The organism is Sphingobacterium tabacisoli (assembly GCF_017908035.1).
Classification (GTDB): domain Bacteria; phylum Bacteroidota; class Bacteroidia; order Sphingobacteriales; family Sphingobacteriaceae; genus Sphingobacterium; species Sphingobacterium tabacisoli.
The window spans coordinates 2,307,998-2,326,587 of record NZ_JAEQMU010000001.1; the positions used below are offsets into that span (position 1 = coordinate 2,307,998).

The window sequence follows — 18,590 nt, forward strand, 5'->3', positions numbered from 1 at the left end:
AAACAGCCCTTACATCACCCTTAGCATAATTAAAGTAACATAAATGATTGATGAAATAAACGGTTCTGAGGACAATAATTTAGAGAACAACCAACAACAGGAATCTGAACAGGCCAGTAATACCATACCCTTATCAGGGCTTTATGAAAACTGGTTCTTAGACTATGCATCCTATGTTATATTAGATCGGGCCGTGCCTCATATCAATGATGGCTTCAAACCCGTGCAACGCCGTATCCTTCACTCGCTAAAAGAGATGGATGATGGGCGCTTCAATAAAGCCGCAAATGTCGTCGGGAATACTATGAAATATCACCCTCACGGTGATGCTTCTATTGGTGATGCCATGGTACAGATCGGCCAGAAAGATCTTTTGATTGAGTGCCAGGGAAACTGGGGAGATCCTGTTACAGGAGACTCTGCTGCTGCCCCACGTTATATCGAAGCAAGGCTTTCTAAATTTGCAAACGAAGTTGTATTCAACCCAGATACCACAGAATGGCAGCTGAGTTATGATGGTCGTAATAAAGAACCACTCACACTTCCTGTCAAGTTTCCACTATTACTTGCCCAGGGAGCTGAAGGAATCGCTGTAGGTCTAGCGACCAAAATTATGCCCCACAACTTCGTTGAACTAATTCTTGCTTCTATTCAAGTATTGAAAGGAGAAAGACCCGATATATATCCAGATTTCCCAACAGGAGGCCTAGCCGATGTATCGAATTACAACGAAGGACAACGCGGTGGTAAAATTAGAGTAAGGGCCAAAATCGAAGAACGGGATAAAAAGACGCTTGCGATTACCGAAATACCTTACGGAACGACAACAGGCGCCTTGATAGACAGTATTGTTTCAGCAAACGACAAGGGTAAAATCAAAATCAAAAAAATTGAAGATAATACCGCCAAAGAGGTAGAGATCGTCGTACACCTTGCTCCTGGTATATCACCTGATGTCACCATAGATGCACTCTATGCGTTTACATCCTGCGAGTCTTCGATTTCACCGAATACCTGTGTTATCAAGGATAACAAGCCTTACTTTATGAGTGTCAATGATATTCTCATTGAAAACACAGAACAGACAAAGGCTTTGTTAAAATTAGAATTGGAGATTCGTCTTCGAGAGCTACAAGAGAAGATTTTCTTCAGCAATCTACTCAAAATCTTTATCCAAGAGGGGATGTACAAACATCCGGACTATGAAAACTCTGGTGATTTTGATACGGTGACCCAAGTTTTGACCCAGTTATTCACTCCTTTCTTTGAACAATTCTATCGTGAAATAACACCCGAAGATTACAAAAAGCTTATCGACAAACCGATGAGTAGTATTACGCGCTTCGACGTCAAAAAAGCCGACGAGCAAATGAAATCTTTAGAGGATGAAATTAAGGAAGTTAAGAAAAACCTTCGTCAACTCACTGAATTCACGATCAGTTGGTTTGAGAAATTACAGACCAAATATTCAAAAGGACGCGAGCGCAAAACTGAACTTCGTATTTTTGACAAAGTAGAAGCCGCACAAGTAGCATTGGCCAATGCCAAACTATACGTCAACCGCGAAGAAGGGTTTATCGGTACGAGCATGAAGAAAGATGAATTTGTTTCAGACTGTTCGGACATTGATGATATCATCGTATTCCGCGAGGATGGGAAGTACAGTGTCGTAAAAGTACAGGATAAAGTTTTCGTAGGTAAGGATATTATCCATGTAGCGGTATTCAAAAAAGGAGACGAACGGACAATATACAATACAATATATAAAGACGGTCCAAATGGTACAACCTACATTAAAAGGTTCTGCGTAACAGCTGTGACCCGAGACAAGGATTACGATGTTAGTAAGGGCACCAAAGGTTCTAAGATCCTCTACTTCTCAGCCAATCCAAATGGCGAAGCAGAAGTCGTAAATATACAGCTCAAGCCACATACTAAACTGAGAAAAACAACCTTTGATCAGGATTTCGCCGAAATAGCTATCAAAGGCAAGGGCTCGATGGGAAATATTGTTTCCAAATACCCAGTAAAGAAAATAGCGTTCAAAAGCGCGGGTGTATCTACTCTAGCTGGTCGAAAAATATGGTATGACGAAGTTCTAAAACGACTTAATGCAGATGAACGCGGCAAATTCTTAGGAGAGTTTGACGGAGACGACAAGATCTTAATGGTCTTCCAAGACGGTTCATTTGAATTATCAAACTTTGATCTTAACAATCATTTTGACGAGAAAATGATCCGGATAGAGAAACACCTCCCGAACCACGTTTACACCGCTGTACATAAAGACGGAAAATCGGAAGCCTATTATGTAAAACGTTTCCTATTTGACGACATACAAATCGGAAAACGTGTTTCTTTCATCAACGAAGAGCCAGGTTCCAAATTGATTCTATTGACAAACAACCCAGATCCAGTAGTCAGGATCGACCAGTTAAAAGGCAAGTCCCAATTGGCGGAGACAATAGAACAATCGTTAAATGAACTGATTGACGTCAAGAAAATCAAAGCACAGGGCAATAGACTTTCTTTCCATAATGTACAAAAAGTAACTAGCCTGAAAGAAGAGATTGACCTTGCTGTACCTCCGACCAATGACTCGGACCAAGATACAACAGGCGCTGATTCCATTACGTTGGAAATCACCAATCCAGACGATATACAAACCGATGACGATGGTCAGATCGGATTATTTTAAAACACGAAAAAGGAGCTAATATTTAGCTCCTTTTTTTGTAGAGTTAATAAAGAAACATAATCTTAAAAAATTCAATGATTTTCTGATTTTCATCAAACTCTTAATACAAAAACGCAAAAACATTTAATTAATTCATTATTATTTGCACTTCTTTGCCTTTTTATCGTAATTTAGACATTACTTAATAAGATCCTCCTCACGATTGAGATTATGATTATGATAAAAAAACTCACATATTTTTGCTTTCCGGTATTAGTAATCTTTTCATCGGTCACAGCCTCTGCACAAATCGATTCTACAAAATACAAAAGTATCGTGGTGGCTATAGAAGATGCTAAATCAAAATTCGCTCCGGATAAAAGAACGAAATTAATCGAACTCACGGATGCGGACCTACAAACTAATACTTATACTATACAGACCACAGAAGCCAACGCACTCTCTTTCCTGGAGGAAAAACTACAAAAAAGTGGTGCTCAGCTTAAAATGAAACTTTATCCTGACACGTCCGTTGGCACTACTCCTTTCGGTATTATCAACCTATCTGTAGCAAATCTACGTACAAAACCAGGACATGCTTCCGAGATGGCTTCTCAGGCACTACTAGGCACACAGGTAGATATATTACAAAAGTCTAATGGAGAATACAGGGTACGCACCCCCGAAGGCTACATTTCATGGGTACCAACATCTTCTTTGGTACCAATGACCAAAGCGAATCTACAGGAATGGAAAAACAGAAAAAAAGTAGTCTACACCAATGATTTTGGTAAGGCCTATTCAAAACCAGATTCAAAAAGCATCCGTATATCGGATTTGGTCTATGGAAATATACTGGCATTACAAAAAGAAACCCCACAATTCTATGAAATCGCTTATCCAGACGGACGGATTGGATACATCCCCAAAGACGAAGCAATTGTAATGGAACATTGGATAAAGTCCAGAAATCTGACTGCCGACAACGTACTAAGTAGCGCCAAGAGCATGTTGGGCCTACCTTACCTTTGGGGTGGTACATCTGTCAAAGGTGTAGATTGCAGTGGTTTCACTAAAACTGCATTCTTTATGAATGGTTATGTGATTCCGCGCGACGCTTCTCAACAAGTATTAGCTGGCGAAACAGTAGACATTCTTGACAGCGAAGGACATTTTGATGCTAGCAAAGCTTTAAAAAACTTAAAGCCTGCAGATTTACTTTTCTTTGCAGCTGGTAAGGCGAAAAATGCAAATGCTAGAGTTACACACGTAGCCCTTTATATAGGCAATGGAGAATTTATCCATTCTGCAGGAACAGTACGTATCAACTCCATGCTAAAAGATGCAAACAATTATGATGACTTCCAGACTAGAAGTGTCGTTGCTGCAAAACGTTACATCGGAGCACACGACAATGCCATCCAAGCCATCCAAGATAATTCATTCTACAAAAAACAATAAGTCCCATAATACGGATAAGTAAATAAACAACAGATACAACCATGAGCAGCAATCCCTGGGAAATAAAAAAGATGGATAAATTCACATTACGCTTTAGGCCTTACACCCTAGAAATGCGTCATGTCTTTACCGTTGCTTCGTTCAGCCGAACCACCACGCCGGTGGTATTGACCGAAATCGAATATGAAGGTATCATTGGATATGGAGAGGCCAGTATGCCCCCATACTTAGGTGAATCTCAAGAAAGTGTATGTAACTTTCTTCGAAAAGTGGATTTAAGTCACTTTTCTTCCCCTTTTGAAACCGAAGAAATTCTTCACTATATTGATTTACTTCAAGAGAAGAATACAGCAGCAAAAGCAGCACTTGATATTGCCCTCCATGATTTACTAGGCAAGCTGATGCAGCAGCCCTTCTACAAAATATGGGGACTGAATCCAGACCGTATCCCGCCCACCTCTTATACTATAGGTATAGATAGTGAAGAGATGATCCGGAAGAAAGTCAAAGAAGCAGAACAGTTTAAAATTTTAAAAGTAAAGCTCGGATTGGATACCGATAAAATGATTATCGACACCATTCGCTCAGTTACCGATGTACCGTTATGTGCGGATGTCAATCAGGGTTGGAAAAACAAGGAAGAAGCACTAGAAATGGCACATTGGCTACATGAACAAAATGTTGTGTTTCTGGAACAACCGATGCCCAAAGAGATGATTGATGAAAATGCCTGGTTGACAGCTCACTCCCCCATCCCTACTATCGCAGATGAAGGTTGCCAACGTCTGGTTGATGTTCCGAAATTAAAAGACGTGTATACAGGTATTAATATCAAACTGATGAAGTGTACGGGGATGCGTGAAGCCAAACAGATGGCCGAACTAGCCCGTGCCCTAGAGATGAAAGTGATGCTGGGTTGTATGACAGAGACATCTTGTGCAATATCTGCAGCCGCGCAGCTCGCACCTTTGGTGGATTGGGCCGATCTAGATGGAGCACTACTCATCGGAAATGATATTTACGATGGAATGACGGTACACGATGGACAGTGTATACTACCCAATCGACCGGGGATAGGTGTGATAAAAAGCTCCTAAATAGCATAAAAAAAATCTCCGGTCGCAAACCGACCGGAGTACCAAAATAAACTTAATAATTATAAACTAAACAAACCTTATTCATGAAAAATCATCTACTCACCGCACTATGTGTGATGGCGAGCGCTGGTTTACAGGTCGTAAACGCGCAGCAAGTTTCAATTGCTGGGAAGGTTACCGATCAGAATGGAGCTCCGCTATCCGGAGTTACAATCGCGATCAAAGGTACATCTAATGCTGCGTCCACAAATTCCAGTGGACTCTTCACCCTCAATGCAGACCAAAACTCGACTTTAGTCGTTTCAGCAGTTGGTTATGTCTCTCAAGAAATCCCAGTAAAAGGTCGTAAGACAATTAGTGTAACCTTAGCATCCGGAGAAAAGGATATTGAAGAAGTTGTAGTGACAGCACTAGGTATTCAAAGATCTCAGAAATCATTAGGATATTCGACCCAAAAAATTGGAGGAGATGATCTTACCTTTACGAAAGAGAACAATGTTTTAGGTTCTCTTGCAGGAAAAGTGGCCGGAGCACAAGTCACAGGTTCTTCTGGGGCGAATCTAGGCGGAACGCAAAAGATTAAATTAAGAGGAATCAATTCGGTTACAGGAGGAGGTCAACCACTAATGGTGATCGATGGCACTCCTATTTCTAATGCTAATTTTAGTTCTAGCACAGGCAACGGCGTAGATTTAGGCAATGTCGGTCAAGATGTGAATCCAGAGGATATCGAAAGTATAAATATCCTAAAAGGACCAACAGCATCAGCCCTCTATGGAATCCGTGGTCAATATGGAGTAATCATGATCACGACAAAAAAAGGAAAGAAAGGCCCTAAATCGATTGCAATCGACTTAAACTCTGCTACTTCATTTGAACAAGTAGGCAACTTTATGCCTCTTCAAAACACATATGGAGTGGGGAATAATCAAACGTTTCTGAAACTAGCATCGGGAGAGTTATATATTAATGGTAATGACGAGTCTTGGGGACCGAAAATGGACGGTACTCCTGTTCGTATGTATTACAGTTTCTACCAGCAAGATCCTGACTATGGAAAAGCAACTCCTTTTGTCCCGCAACCGAACAATATCAAGGATTTTTTCAATACCGGAATCAGTACGAACAATGGCCTAACCATAAGTGGTGGTGCCGAAAATAGCGCTATTCGGTTCTCGTACAATAATGCATATATAAAGGGGACTTATCCGAACACTTGGTTAAAAAGGAATAATTTCGCTATAAATGGTTCTTTGGATATCACAGAAAAACTTAGCGCTTCAGCTAATATTAACTATGCCAACAATAATGGCCAAAGACCTACACAAGGCTATCAAGGGTCATTTACAGGTGCCACACAATGGTTCCAAAGAAATATAGACATCAATAGATTACGTAACTATAAATACGCTGACGGAACAATCCTTAACTGGAACGTAAACCCTAATACAACATCCGAGTTAATGGTTAATAATACACCCTCAGACTGGAATAACCCTTTCTTTGATGCGTATGAAAATCTAAACAATGACTCTAGAGATCGTTTTTTTGGAGATATCGGTGTAACCTATAAAGTAATGTCTAACTTAAAACTATCTGGTTTCATAAGAAAAGATCAATTTACACAGAATGTGAATCAGAAACTGGCTATTGGAGGTCGATCGCAAACAGGAGTAGGGACATTCAATTCAGATCAAGGATATAGAGTAGCAAAATTCTAAAATGATGAAAGCAATTACGAATTCTTAGCACAATATGATAAAGCTTGGGAAGACTTCACACTGAATGCCAATCTTGGCGGTAATATATATATTCGAAAGTATGACTATTTGAACCAACGTACACAAGGAGGTCTCAGTTCGATTGGGTTTTATAACATTGAGGCTTCAATTGACAGACCTATTGCGGAATCCTACAAGTCAGAAGAGCAGACTAGATCAGCTTATATCATGACATCCTTAGGCTATAAGGACACTTATTTTGTCGATGGCTCATTTCGTAGAGATATTTCGTCGACATTACCTAAAGATAATAATGCATACAATTACTCCTCCATATCAGGGTCATTTGTATTTAGTAATTTAATCGAATCCCCTGTATTAAACTTTGGTAAGTTAAGAGCTTCATACGCAGTGGCAGGCTCATCGGTGCCCCCCTACTCCAGTCTTATGAATTACGAAATTGGAACGGTATACAAGGGAGCAACTGGATCAATAAACACCCTCTTTGTACCTGATGTACTAAATAACCCGGCTCTTAAACCATCTTTTGCTAATTCATTTGAAATTGGTACAGATTTAAAGTTTTTCAAGAGTAGATTAGGATTAGATTTTACTTATTATCAACAACGCAATAAAGACCAAGTGATTGGCCTATCGTCTTCTGTAGCCACAGGTTACTCAAGCTTTAGAGTCAATGCTGGAGATATTGAAAACAGTGGAATTGAACTATCCTTAACAGCCATTCCGGTACAGACAAGCAATTTTTCTTGGACTACTACTTTAAACGGCGCTAAAAACAACAGCAAAATCCACGAACTCATCCCTGGTATAGATGCGTATCAATTAGACAACAATACATATTCAAGTCAGACCGTATACCTTTATGCCAATAAAGGTGCTGCTTTTGGTTCTTTAGTGGGGCCTGGATACAAGCGAGATGAAGCAACTGGAAAAATATTATTAGACAATGCAAATTTACCGATCCAAGAGCTCAACAAAGATTTCGGATCAGTAATCCCCGAATTTACAGGTGGTTTTATAAACAGTTTTAGATACAAAAATATAGACTTTAATGCTATGATCGATTTTCAATCCGGCGGTAAGTTTTTTAGTTGGTCCAAAATGTTAGCCGTAAAATCTGGTCAAGCAGCAGAAACGGCCGCACTTAATAGTAATGGAAAAAATGTTCGCGATCCACTAGCTGATGGTGGTGGTTTTGAAATAAATGGTATTTCAGAAGCTACAGGTCAAGAAGTTAATGCCTTCATCGATGCTAGAACTTACTTTAGAAATCAAATAGGAACTCGTATTTATGAAGAATGGCTATACGATGCTTCCTACATTAAGTTAAGAGAAGTAAGTCTAGGGTACACATTCAATCAAGACCAGTTAGGAAAAACCCCTTTTAAATCGATACGTATAGCTGCAATTGCACGCAATCCGTGGATGATTTGGCAAAAAGCACCAAAAGGTATTGATCCTTCTGAGCTATCTGCAGGGAGTGCTAACATCAGCTGGATAGAAAAAGGTGAGCTACAGACAGTACGCTCCTATGGTTTTAATCTAAGTGTCAAGTTTTAAAAATTGAAAGTCATGAGAAAACATAATATATTTAGGTATCTATGGTTAGCTATCTGTCCGATAGCAATCCTATCATCTTGCACTAAATTTGCTGATTCATACTATGAGGATCCAAACAGGCCAAGCAAAGCTTCAGGAACTCAACTCATAGCAAACGCTCAAATGTATTTATCAAGCGTGAGCTCTAGTGCGTATGGTGTACATTATCCACAGTACTTAAGCTTAACGACTTATACTGATAATACGCGATTCATAGCTACCAATCTCAATTTTTCTACGTGGTACATTGGTCCTCTAATGAACTTGGAAAGTGTACTTCAAAATGAAAAGGAGTTAAATGCAAATGAAGGTCCTGTCGCTAACCAAATTGCTGTAGCAAAAATACTGAAGGCTTTCTTCCTATGGCATGTCACCGACCGTTGGGGAGATATTCCAATGAGTGAAGCTTTTAAAGGCATAGATCTACCTAACCCTAAGTACGATAGACAAGAAGACATCTATAATGCACTATTCATCCTTCTCGATGAAGCTAACAACAGCGTTGTTTCAGCTAATGGGAATATCAAAAACGACATCATCTACAAAGGTAACATGGCGCAATGGAAGAAACTAGGCAACTCTATACATATGCTAATGGCCCTAAGGCTCTCTAAAGTAAACCCAGAGAAAGGTAAAGCCGAGTTTATAAAGGCAATGAATGCCGGTATAATGACATCAAACAATGACAACCTATCCTATCCACATCTGGCAGAAGCTGCTAATGAAAACTTTTGGTATAATTCATTTACAGTACAAAAAAGAAATTGGTATGCATTAAGTGAAGTATTAGTTAATCATATGTTACCTTACAATGACCCTCGTCTTTCAGTTTATGGAGACAAAAACAGCTCAGGTAGTTATGCTGGATTGGAGTTTGGGAAGTTGGTTCCAAATCCAGATGTTGATATACCGAAAATATCCTTGTTCGGAAGTACAATAAGAAAACAGGATTCACCTGTACATTTGATAACTTATCCCCAGTTATTATTTGCCCAAGCTGAAGCAGCAAAATTAGGTTGGATCAGTGGAGGTGACGGTCAAGCAAAAACTTTTTACGAAGATGCTATTAAACAATCAATTGCACAATGGACTGGAGGAACTTCTAATGTAGCCACCTACTTAGCAAATGCAGACATTACATATGATGCTAATAAAGCAATAGAGCAGATTGCTACACAACGCTGGATTCACTTATTTCCATATGGATACGAAGGTTGGGCTGAATGGAGAAGAACAGGCTTTCCTAACTTAACTGTTGCATCTGATATCAACGGTGGCCAAGTACCAAGGCGAGAAGGTTATCCAACGCAGGAAGCATCAAATAATAAAATAAATTATGAAGCAGCTGTAAAGGCTTTCCCTTACGGAGGAACTGATGGATTAAACACTAGAGTATGGTGGGATAAACCATAAAACTATATTCCTATGTAAACGGGACGATAGCAATATCGTCCCGTTTTAATAAAGCTAGAACAAAGTCTTCGCAATCCCTCCATCAAGTGGAATCGCTGCTCCAGTCAAAAATGCAGCATAATCAGATGCTAAAAATGCAGTCAGATAACCATACTCCTTCGGATCTCCCAACCTATTGACTGGTACTGAAGAAACTCGTTGTTTCTTGACATCTGCTACATCTACACCTACAGATTTAGCTTGGTTCTCCATTAGACTATTCAATCGATCGGTATCAAAATAGCCCGTCATAATCGAGTTTACGGTAATCCCGTACGCAGCCACAGCATTGGATAAGCTCTTACTCCAAGACACCAAAGCCGTTCGCATAGTATTAGATAGTACCAAGCTGTCCTGTGGCTCCTTAACAGTCATCGACGACACATTGATGATACGTCCAAATCCCTGTGATTGCATATGAGGCAAAGCCAAACGGCTCGTAAATACAGCATTCTGAAACAACAATTCAAAAGCTTGTTGATAATCCGATTCTTCCTTATTCAATACATCTCCCGCCTGAGGGCCATTGGTATTATTAACCAAGATATCTACTTGATACCTCTTGAAATAATCACTCACGTTACGTTTATGGGATTCATAATCATTAAAGTCTGTAACCAGATAACGGTGCTCTTGCCCGTGAGAGGAATCTAACTCTGATAATACAATGCTCAATTTTTCTTCAGAACGGGCCATTAGTGTAATCTCCGCCCCACACTTTGCAAGCTCCATAGCGATCGCTCGACCAATTCCTGAAGAACTACCGCCTACTAAGGCCTTCTTTCCTTTTAATATTATTTCCATGTATATAGTTTAGGTATCTAAGAATAATATGTCATTCGATAGAATCACTACCAAACCTACTAAAATACCCCGAATATCGAACTAAAAATCAAGATAATCCATTTAATCTCTCTTTGGATACCCCTCTTCGTCAAGGTCATCTCTATAATCCTCTTCATCTTTTGATATTTCCTTATCCAACTTAGATAGCTTAAAATTCTTTTTATCCGTAATCCGCATACCGGATCTTTCCAAATCCTCTTGCTTCAAATTATCTAAATTGGCATACTCTGATCCTACGAAAGGATTAGAAACATCATAAGTCGATAAATCCTCTTGAGCTCCTTGGCTCAAGGTATCGTAATCCGCCGGATGATCCCAATCCGGATCATCATCATCTACGTCAAATCGATAACTTCCTTTTTCTTCATCGTAAGTCAAATCATTCACTTCTAGACCATCTTCTTGATCGTCATCCTCAATAAAATCATTTTCGGGATCGACATAATTAATAAACACCATGATAACCTCCTTTTTAGCTTGTTAAAAAGACTCCATAATTCTAATAGATAAACAGTTTCTAGCGCATAATGGTTTTCTACAAAAATTGAAAGATCATCTTTTCCTAACGGACTCCCCCTACTATATACTTTGAAATACAATTGGTTTTCTTTATATTTACATAACCACTTTTATAAACGATCACGATTATGCAGACGAAAACCGAATTTTTGATTTGGGATAAAATTGTCAACAGCGCAAAACAACGCTTTGATTATGAACTTTATGCCAACAAATTAAAAAGCTTAGACCCTGATATTTTTGACAAACTGGTTTTACATATTATAGTTGGCTTTGCCAGTGGTGAATGTCATGAGGCCATCTCAACCAACTTACACAATGAGCTCCAACATATCGGAGTAGAGATTAGAGATCAGATCATTGATACTATTGTAGAGGATAAGCATGTTGTGTTCAGTGGTGAAATATATGCAGCATATCTTACTTTTTCGATGCTAGAAGATGGACATAGTGAGATTGAAATCTTAGGCTATGTCACGGATCTGCTCGAAAGTCCGAAGGTACATTAAATCTAAAACAGAGTTCTACTGCCCAGCATCCACTTTTTATTATTAATTTCGAATGATATTAACAATAAAAATGATGATCAATTACATCTATTTTGCTGCATTCTGGGTCTGCCAGATAGTTGCCAGTATACTATTCAAATGGGGCGGGATAAATCCAAAGTACCATTGGCATGCCTTGATAATTGGAAATGTGATATTACTTTCCGCAAGTTGGTTTTTAATACAATTATTTAAAAACGTATCTCAGCCTATTGTAATAGCACTCTGTTCTGGAGGAACATTCATTACCGTACAACTCGCTATGGCATTATACTTCAAAACTTCCATTTCCTGGATGCAAATATTAGGCATCTTTGTTATTGTAGTAGGTATGATCATGATTACTTTTGGAGATAAGAACCAAGTACTTTAATCGCCTTACCCCATAAAAAAAGAGGCTCAGTTTACTGAGCCTCTTTTTTTATCCTTTTATCATGCTGATGAAATCATCGAATAAATAGCGAGAATCGTGTGGACCTGGAGACGATTCCGGGTGATACTGAACAGAAAAGGCTTTTTTACCTTTTACACGGATACCTTCGATAGAGTTATCGTTCAGATTGATATGCGTCACCTCTACATTATCCGAATTCTCAATATCTTCACGGACTACACCAAAACCGTGGTTTTGTGATGTTATTTCACATCTATTCGCAACAATATTCTTTACTGGATGGTTAATACCGCGGTGTCCGTTAAACATCTTCTCGGTACGTATCCCATTTGCCAAAGCCAAGATCTGATGCCCCAAACATATACCAAACATTGGCTTGTTTGCTGCCAAAATCTCCTGTACTGTAGTAATAGCGTAGTCCATAGCTGAAGGATCTCCAGGGCCGTTTGAAATAAAGTATCCGTCAGCACCCCAGGCTTCCATTTCAGCAAAACTAGTTTTGGCAGGAAATACTTTGGCATACACCTGTCTTGCATCAAAGTTGCGAAGGATATTTTTCTTAATTCCTAAATCCAGAACAGCAACACGTGTACTTGCAGTCTCATCTCCATAAAAATAAGGCTCCTTTGTTGTGACCAATGAAGATAGTTCCAATCCCGCCATCGAAGGCACCTTCGCTAATTCTGCTTTAAGCGAATCTACATCAATGTTCTCTGAAGAAATAATAGCATTCATGGCGCCTTTATCTCGGATGTGTCGCACCAATGAACGCGTATCAATATCTGAAATACCAACTAAATTCTGCGCTTCAAAATAAGTCTGTATAGACTCATCTGCCATTTTACGACTGTAATTGATATTATAATTCTTACAGACCAGTCCTGCAATTTGATTTTTATTGGATTCAGCATCGTCTTCATCGATACCATAATTACCAATATGGGAATTGGTCGTCACCATAATCTGTCCATAATACGACGGATCAGTGAATATTTCCTGATATCCCGTGGTTCCGGTATTGAAACAAATCTCTCCAGTAGTTGTACCAATTTTTCCGGCGGCCTTTCCGTGAAAAACTGTTCCATCTTCTAAAACTAAAATTGCGGGTAATTTACTGTAGCTGGTCATTTTATATATTAAATACTAAATAATTTCAAATTTAGATCAGGTCTCCCTTCTCTTTGCTCGATTGATATGTAATCTTTCTGGACATCCCGAGATTAAATTTTGGACATAAAAAAAGCCCAAATGGGCTATACGTATCAAACTCGTGATATTTCAATGTAAACATTGAACAAAGTGTCCTTGGAAATCAAATCAAAAATATCAATTTTCACGAGGGACAAAGGTAGAAAGAAAACTAACAAGTCAAAAATAAAAATAAAAATATTATCCTTAATCCTCTTCTATGATCTCCTGTACACGTCCAATCTGTCCATCATCCAAACGCACCTTGATCCCACGGTGATGAAACGGTGCGGAGGTTAACAAATCTTTCACAATCCCCTCAGTCAGAATTCCAGTACGTTGATCTTTCTTCAGCACAATATTCACCAACATACCAGGCTTGACATCCGCTCTTGTTTTTCCATTTTTCATATTTGCAAAGTTAGAAGTTTAAAGCAACTAATTCCTACTATCCAGTGTCAAATAATTCCTCCCTAAGCGAGAACAAATTATGTCAACATTAAATCAGATTCTGATTAATTTAAAATTTTGAATATCATCTCACGCATCAGATCCCCATCACTTGTATTGGGACCAGCATTTAACCCTTTAGACTTAAGGTCATACTCCCGCAATACAGATAGTACATCAAATAGCTTGCGTCGATTAAAATTGCGAGCTGCCATATCATACTCTTTCGTAAAGAAAGGGTGTACACCAAGCTCTTTTGCCACGACAGCGGAAGACTTATCAGGTAGATAATGATACTTCAGCAACTTGGTAAAATATCCAGCCAGCGAACCTATCACAACAACGAAGGGATTTGATTTGGGATTGGAAGCAAAATAATCGACAATCTGAACCGCCTTTAGAACTTCACGTTTTCCCAACGCAGAGTTAAGCTCAAATACATTGAAATCTTTGCTTATCCCTATATTCTGTTCGATGTCTTGTACTGATATCTCACGGTCCTTAGGCACGTTAAGTACCAGCTTCTGTACTTCGTTTGCAATTTTGGAAAGGTCAGTACCTAAATAATCCGCCATTAATGCTGCGGCCTGAGGATGTACTCGTTGTCCATTACGTTGCAATTCTTCGACAATCCAAGGAGCCACCTTGTTGTCATAAAGCTTCTCTGATTCGAAAGCAATTCCTTTCTTTTCGAGGGCTTTGTACAACTTGGTTCGCTTATCAAACTTGCCGTGCTTAAAGGCAAACACCAGAATGGTCGTAGGCGTAGGCTGTTCAATATACTTCATTAAGAAGTCATCATCCCCCTTCCACTTCAGCCCCTGTGCCTCTTTGACAAGGATGACCTGATATTCACTCAACATGGGGTACCGCTTTGCCGCACTAACAATGGTGGAAAAATCAGTATCTTTCCCATACAGAATTGTCTGATCGAACCCCTTCTGACTCTCATCCAGCACGCTCCCCTCAATACAGTCACTAATCAAGTCGATATAATAAGACTCTTCGCCATGTAACAGATACAAAGGTTTAAACTTCCGTTGCTTGATATCACTTAAAATGGATTGTGCGCTCATGTCCTTGCGAAAATACATAATCTGGAGGAATATATGGGTAGTGAATATTATTCTCTATTGAAATGGAAGGTTTCTTTTTGTCGCTCACCTCGGGACTGGCTCACATATTTTGTTATACAGCCAAAATTCCGTAAATTTGCCTATGTTTAAGCCTGTACAATTAAACTTACCTCCTTTCCCGTTAAAACTGACTCGTATTCAAGATAAAGTTTATGTTTTCGATATTCTCAGGAAAAAAAACCTATTGCTCACGCCCGAAGAATGGGTACGGCAACATTGGGTACATTTTTTGCACGTGAATAAGAAATACCCGAAGTCCTTGATGAAAATAGAGGGTGGACTAGTCGTCAATGAACTACAAAAACGGAGTGATCTCGTAGTATATAACAATAGCGGAAAAATGATCCTATTGGCCGAGTTTAAAGCTCCTGGAGTGAAGATATCGCAAGCTACCTTTGAACAGATTGGCAGCTACAATAGCAAACACAAAATCCCGCTTTTATTGGTAAGCAATGGTTTGCAACATTATTTCTGTAAGGTAAACTTTGAAAACAATACAGTTGATTTTATTTCAGATCTACCAATTTACAATAAGGAGACATAAATATTATTCGTATTTAAGAAAAACGATTTATATTAGTCTAATATTTTTAAAATAGTAACATCATAGAACAATGAATATAGATAAAAACGAATTCAGAAAATACGCAGTAAAGCACCACCGCATCGGATCACAACATGTAGACGGCTTTATTTCTCGCGTAGAAACGCAAATGCCAACAAACTTGACGCCTTACATCGTTGAAGAACGCCAATTGAATGTTGCGCAGATGGATGTGTTCTCTAGATTAATGATGGACCGTATCATCTTCTTGGGAGATGGTGTCAATGACCAAGTTGCAAATATAATTCAGGCACAATTATTATTTTTACAATCTACTGATGCACAGCGCGATATTCAAATATACATTAATTCACCTGGTGGAAGTGTATACGCCGGTCTTGGTATTTACGACACCATGCAGTACATCTCGCCAGACGTAGCGACGATCTGTACAGGTATGGCTGCTTCAATGGGAGCAGTACTATTAGTAGCTGGTGCAAAAGGGAAACGTGCTGCCCTAAAACACTCACGCGTCATGATCCACCAACCCTCTGGTGGTGCACAAGGAGTTGCTGCAGATATGGAAATCAACTTGCGTGAGATGTTGAAACTCAAAGAAGAGCTTTATACGATAATAGCTGAACATTCAGGACAAAGCTACGAATGGGTTGAAAAATCTTCAGACCGTGACTACTGGATGAAAGCAGCTGAAGCAAAAGAATTTGGAATGATAGATGAGGTCTTAGCACCCCGAAAAGAAAGTAAATAAATGAGCAAGAACAACAAAGATATCCACTGCTCATTTTGTGGAATCAGCAAAAACGAAGCGTTAATGTTGATTGCAGGAGATGGAGCACATATCTGTGACCGCTGTGTAACGCAGGCAGGCGAAATCTTGGCCGAAGAGTTGAACCAACGAAAAAACAAATCGTTGCAGACAACGCTAAAGCTAATCCGCCCATTAGAAATCAAACAACATCTAGACCAATACGTTATTGGACAGGATGAAGCTAAAAAAGTAATCTCTGTAGCTGTTTATAATCACTATAAACGATTGAATCAAAAAACAAGCGCTGACGAAACCGAGATTGAAAAGTCTAATCTAATCATCGTTGGAGAAACAGGGACCGGAAAAACTTTATTAGCAAAAACGGTAGCAAAAATATTGAATGTACCTTTCTCCATTGTTGATGCTACAGTATTGACCGAAGCAGGTTATGTTGGTGAAGACGTAGAAAGTATACTCACTAGGTTGCTCCAAGCTGCAGACTACGATGTAGCCTCGGCAGAAAGAGGAATCATATACATCGATGAGATTGATAAGGTAGCACGTAAAAGTGACAACCCTTCTATAACCAGAGATGTATCAGGTGAAGGTGTACAACAAGCTTTGCTTAAGATTCTAGAAGGAACCAATGTCAACGTACCTCCTCAAGGTGGTCGTAAGCACCCAGATCAAAAAATGATAACAGTAAATACGAGCAATATCCTATTTATCTGTGGTGGAGCATTTGACGGTATACAGAAGAAAATAGCCAACCGTCTACGGACACAGACTGTGGGGTACAAAATGATGGAGGATGAAGAAGACATCGATCTTAACAACCTTTACAAATATATTACCCCACAAGACTTGAAAAGTTTTGGTTTGATTCCCGAGTTGATAGGCCGACTACCGGTATTGACACATTTGAACCCACTCGACAAAGAAACACTTTTAAGTATACTTACCGAGCCAAAAAATGCGTTAATAAAACAGTACATCAAATTATTTGAATACGAAGACGTAGAGCTAAAGTTTGACAAAGAAGTTTTTGAATTCATCGTTGACAAGGCTTGGGAGTTTAAATTAGGCGCCCGTGGTTTACGAAGTATCTGTGAGGCCATCATGCTAGACGCCATGTTTGAAATCCCAACAACAAAAGAAGAACGTGAGGAAAAGAGCTTACATATAACACTCGATTATGCTAAAAAGAAGTTTGCAAAATCGGATATTAAAAAGTTAAAAGTAGCCTAAGCAATACAATCCCTCACCCATTCCGGTGGGGGATTCTTGTATAAGGTCAAAAACACATGAGATATGAAGAAAACAAAATCTGTTGAAACCCCGATTACACCGGGACTCAAATCGAAAGAAGACATCGTGTTCAACTGGCTCCCCCGCTATACAGGAAAGCCACTGGAAGAATTCGGAGAATATATCCTTCTTACAAATTTTTCCAAGTATGTCACCATGTTTTCGAGCATGCATGAAGATGCACCTATATATGGTCAGGATAAAGCTATGCAAGCATGCACCGCCAACGGTATCACAATTATCAACTTCGGAATGGGAAGTCCAATGGCGGCTACCATAATGGACCTACTATCTGCTATCAAGCCCAAAGCGGTACTTTTTTTAGGAAAAACCGGCGGTTTAAAAAAGAAGATCGCTGTTGGTGAACTGATTCTACCGATAGCCGCAATACGAGGAGAAGGTACATCAAATGACTACTTCCCGCCCGAGGTTCCTTCACTTCCAGCTTTTGCCCTGCAAAAAGCAATTTCTACAACGATAAGAGACCACGCAAGAGATTATTGGACAGGCACAGTATATACCACCAATAGACGTGTCTGGGAGCATGACAAAGCATTCAAGAAGTACCTTAAGTCTATTCGTGCTATGGCCGTTGATATGGAAACAGCAACCATATTCAGCGTAGGATTTGCCAATAAGATACCAACAGGAGCCTTATTATTAGTGTCCGATCAACCCATGGTACCAGAGGGCGTAAAAACGATAGAAAGTGACCTCGCTGTAACCGAAAAATTTGTCGAAACACATTTGAATATCGGAATCGATGCATTAAAACAACTCATCAACAACGGGTTGACAGTAAAGCATCTGAAATTTTAAAATATTCAAAAAAACATCAATTATAGTAGTACTAAAAGGGA

Annotated in this window: 17 protein-coding genes; 12 read left to right on the top strand and 5 right to left on the bottom strand. The window is 39.3% G+C overall.

Annotation, left to right across the window (positions count from 1 at the left end; genetic code table 11):
- Window positions 1-43 precede the first annotated feature (43 nt).
- From JKG64_RS09740 to JKG64_RS09765, 6 genes are all read left to right on the top strand, one after another.
- Window positions 44-2,698, top strand: a complete 2,655-nt coding sequence (locus tag JKG64_RS09740) for a DNA gyrase/topoisomerase IV subunit A (protein WP_210354086.1) — start codon at window positions 44-46, stop codon at window positions 2,696-2,698.
- 216 nt (window positions 2,699-2,914) lie between these two features.
- Complete coding sequence (locus tag JKG64_RS09745; protein WP_210354087.1) at window positions 2,915-4,138, top strand: C40 family peptidase; 1,224 nt, start codon at window positions 2,915-2,917, stop codon at window positions 4,136-4,138.
- Between the two features lie 41 nt (window positions 4,139-4,179).
- Window positions 4,180-5,235, top strand: coding sequence for a dipeptide epimerase (locus JKG64_RS09750; protein ID WP_210354088.1), 1,056 nt, complete (start codon window positions 4,180-4,182; stop codon window positions 5,233-5,235).
- A gap of 83 nt (window positions 5,236-5,318) precedes the next feature.
- Window positions 5,319-6,956, top strand: coding sequence for a carboxypeptidase-like regulatory domain-containing protein (locus JKG64_RS09755; protein WP_210354089.1), 1,638 nt, complete (start codon window positions 5,319-5,321; stop codon window positions 6,954-6,956).
- A 108-nt stretch (window positions 6,957-7,064) separates the two neighbouring features.
- Window positions 7,065-8,537: a TonB-dependent receptor domain-containing protein gene (locus JKG64_RS09760; protein WP_246512520.1), complete on the top strand. Its 1,473-nt coding sequence runs from the start codon at window positions 7,065-7,067 to the stop codon at window positions 8,535-8,537.
- A 12-nt stretch (window positions 8,538-8,549) separates the two neighbouring features.
- Window positions 8,550-9,989, top strand: coding sequence for a SusD/RagB family nutrient-binding outer membrane lipoprotein (locus JKG64_RS09765; protein ID WP_210354090.1), 1,440 nt, complete (start codon window positions 8,550-8,552; stop codon window positions 9,987-9,989).
- Window positions 9,990-10,043: 54 nt separating this feature from the next.
- On the opposite strand, the gene JKG64_RS09770 is transcribed toward JKG64_RS09765, so the two are convergent.
- Together JKG64_RS09770 and JKG64_RS09775 are read right to left on the bottom strand one after the other, a co-directional pair.
- Window positions 10,044-10,832: an SDR family oxidoreductase gene (locus JKG64_RS09770; RefSeq protein WP_210354091.1), complete on the bottom strand. Its 789-nt coding sequence runs from the start codon at window positions 10,830-10,832 to the stop codon at window positions 10,044-10,046.
- 102 nt (window positions 10,833-10,934) lie between these two features.
- Complete coding sequence (locus JKG64_RS09775) at window positions 10,935-11,333, bottom strand: hypothetical protein (protein ID WP_210354092.1); 399 nt, start codon at window positions 11,331-11,333, stop codon at window positions 10,935-10,937.
- A gap of 188 nt (window positions 11,334-11,521) precedes the next feature.
- On the opposite strand from JKG64_RS09775, the gene JKG64_RS09780 reads away from it, so the two are divergent.
- Window positions 11,522-11,902, top strand: a complete 381-nt coding sequence (locus tag JKG64_RS09780; RefSeq protein ID WP_210354093.1) for a hypothetical protein — start codon at window positions 11,522-11,524, stop codon at window positions 11,900-11,902.
- A gap of 52 nt (window positions 11,903-11,954) precedes the next feature.
- Window positions 11,955-12,314, top strand: coding sequence for a hypothetical protein (locus JKG64_RS09785; RefSeq protein WP_246512522.1), 360 nt, complete (start codon window positions 11,955-11,957; stop codon window positions 12,312-12,314).
- Window positions 12,315-12,362: 48 nt separating this feature from the next.
- Here JKG64_RS09785 and carA read toward each other — a convergent pair whose 3' ends face one another.
- The 3 genes from carA to holA all read right to left on the bottom strand — a co-directional run bounded on the left by carA (window position 12,363) and on the right by holA (window position 15,049).
- Window positions 12,363-13,463 carry a glutamine-hydrolyzing carbamoyl-phosphate synthase small subunit gene (gene carA, locus JKG64_RS09790; protein WP_210354094.1) on the bottom strand — a complete coding sequence of 367 codons (1,101 nt, stop codon included), beginning with the start codon at window positions 13,461-13,463 and terminating at the stop codon, window positions 12,363-12,365.
- Between the two features lie 267 nt (window positions 13,464-13,730).
- Window positions 13,731-13,934 carry a YwbE family protein gene (locus tag JKG64_RS09795; RefSeq protein ID WP_210354095.1) on the bottom strand — a complete coding sequence of 68 codons (204 nt, stop codon included), beginning with the start codon at window positions 13,932-13,934 and terminating at the stop codon, window positions 13,731-13,733.
- A 104-nt stretch (window positions 13,935-14,038) separates the two neighbouring features.
- Window positions 14,039-15,049: a DNA polymerase III subunit delta gene (gene holA / locus JKG64_RS09800; protein WP_210354344.1), complete on the bottom strand. Its 1,011-nt coding sequence runs from the start codon at window positions 15,047-15,049 to the stop codon at window positions 14,039-14,041.
- A gap of 142 nt (window positions 15,050-15,191) precedes the next feature.
- Between holA and JKG64_RS09805 the strand changes: the two genes are divergently transcribed.
- The 4 genes from JKG64_RS09805 (at window position 15,192) to JKG64_RS09820 (ending at window position 18,549) form a co-directional block, all read left to right on the top strand.
- Window positions 15,192-15,653 (top strand): type I restriction enzyme HsdR N-terminal domain-containing protein, encoded by a 462-nt coding sequence (locus JKG64_RS09805; protein WP_210354096.1) that lies wholly within the window; start codon window positions 15,192-15,194, stop codon window positions 15,651-15,653.
- A gap of 70 nt (window positions 15,654-15,723) precedes the next feature.
- A complete protein-coding gene (clpP, locus tag JKG64_RS09810) occupies window positions 15,724-16,422 on the top strand; it encodes an ATP-dependent Clp endopeptidase proteolytic subunit ClpP (protein WP_133584701.1) in 699 nt (232 codons plus the stop codon).
- Window positions 16,423-17,670: an ATP-dependent Clp protease ATP-binding subunit ClpX gene (gene clpX, locus JKG64_RS09815; RefSeq protein WP_210354097.1), complete on the top strand. Its 1,248-nt coding sequence runs from the start codon at window positions 16,423-16,425 to the stop codon at window positions 17,668-17,670.
- Between the two features lie 63 nt (window positions 17,671-17,733).
- Window positions 17,734-18,549 (top strand): AMP nucleosidase, encoded by an 816-nt coding sequence (locus JKG64_RS09820; protein WP_210354098.1) that lies wholly within the window; start codon window positions 17,734-17,736, stop codon window positions 18,547-18,549.
- The last annotated feature ends 41 nt before the right edge of the window (window positions 18,550-18,590 follow it).

Coding starts and splice junctions, on each gene's coding strand:
- JKG64_RS09740 (WP_210354086.1), top strand. CDS start 44: ATGATTGATGAAATAAACGGTTCTGAGGACAATAATTTAGAGAACAAC.
- JKG64_RS09745 (WP_210354087.1), top strand. CDS start 2,915: ATGATAAAAAAACTCACATATTTTTGCTTTCCGGTATTAGTAATCTTT.
- JKG64_RS09750 (WP_210354088.1), top strand. CDS start 4,180: ATGAGCAGCAATCCCTGGGAAATAAAAAAGATGGATAAATTCACATTA.
- JKG64_RS09755 (WP_210354089.1), top strand. CDS start 5,319: ATGAAAAATCATCTACTCACCGCACTATGTGTGATGGCGAGCGCTGGT.
- JKG64_RS09765 (WP_210354090.1), top strand. CDS start 8,550: ATGAGAAAACATAATATATTTAGGTATCTATGGTTAGCTATCTGTCCG.
- JKG64_RS09770 (WP_210354091.1), bottom strand. CDS start 10,832: ATGGAAATAATATTAAAAGGAAAGAAGGCCTTAGTAGGCGGTAGTTCT.
- JKG64_RS09775 (WP_210354092.1), bottom strand. CDS start 11,333: ATGGTGTTTATTAATTATGTCGATCCCGAAAATGATTTTATTGAGGAT.
- JKG64_RS09780 (WP_210354093.1), top strand. CDS start 11,522: ATGCAGACGAAAACCGAATTTTTGATTTGGGATAAAATTGTCAACAGC.
- JKG64_RS09785 (WP_246512522.1), top strand. CDS start 11,955: ATGATATTAACAATAAAAATGATGATCAATTACATCTATTTTGCTGCA.
- carA (WP_210354094.1), bottom strand. CDS start 13,463: ATGACCAGCTACAGTAAATTACCCGCAATTTTAGTTTTAGAAGATGGA.
- JKG64_RS09795 (WP_210354095.1), bottom strand. CDS start 13,934: ATGAAAAATGGAAAAACAAGAGCGGATGTCAAGCCTGGTATGTTGGTG.
- holA (WP_210354344.1), bottom strand. CDS start 15,049: ATGAGCGCACAATCCATTTTAAGTGATATCAAGCAACGGAAGTTTAAA.
- JKG64_RS09805 (WP_210354096.1), top strand. CDS start 15,192: ATGTTTAAGCCTGTACAATTAAACTTACCTCCTTTCCCGTTAAAACTG.
- clpP (WP_133584701.1), top strand. CDS start 15,724: ATGAATATAGATAAAAACGAATTCAGAAAATACGCAGTAAAGCACCAC.
- clpX (WP_210354097.1), top strand. CDS start 16,423: ATGAGCAAGAACAACAAAGATATCCACTGCTCATTTTGTGGAATCAGC.
- JKG64_RS09820 (WP_210354098.1), top strand. CDS start 17,734: ATGAAGAAAACAAAATCTGTTGAAACCCCGATTACACCGGGACTCAAA.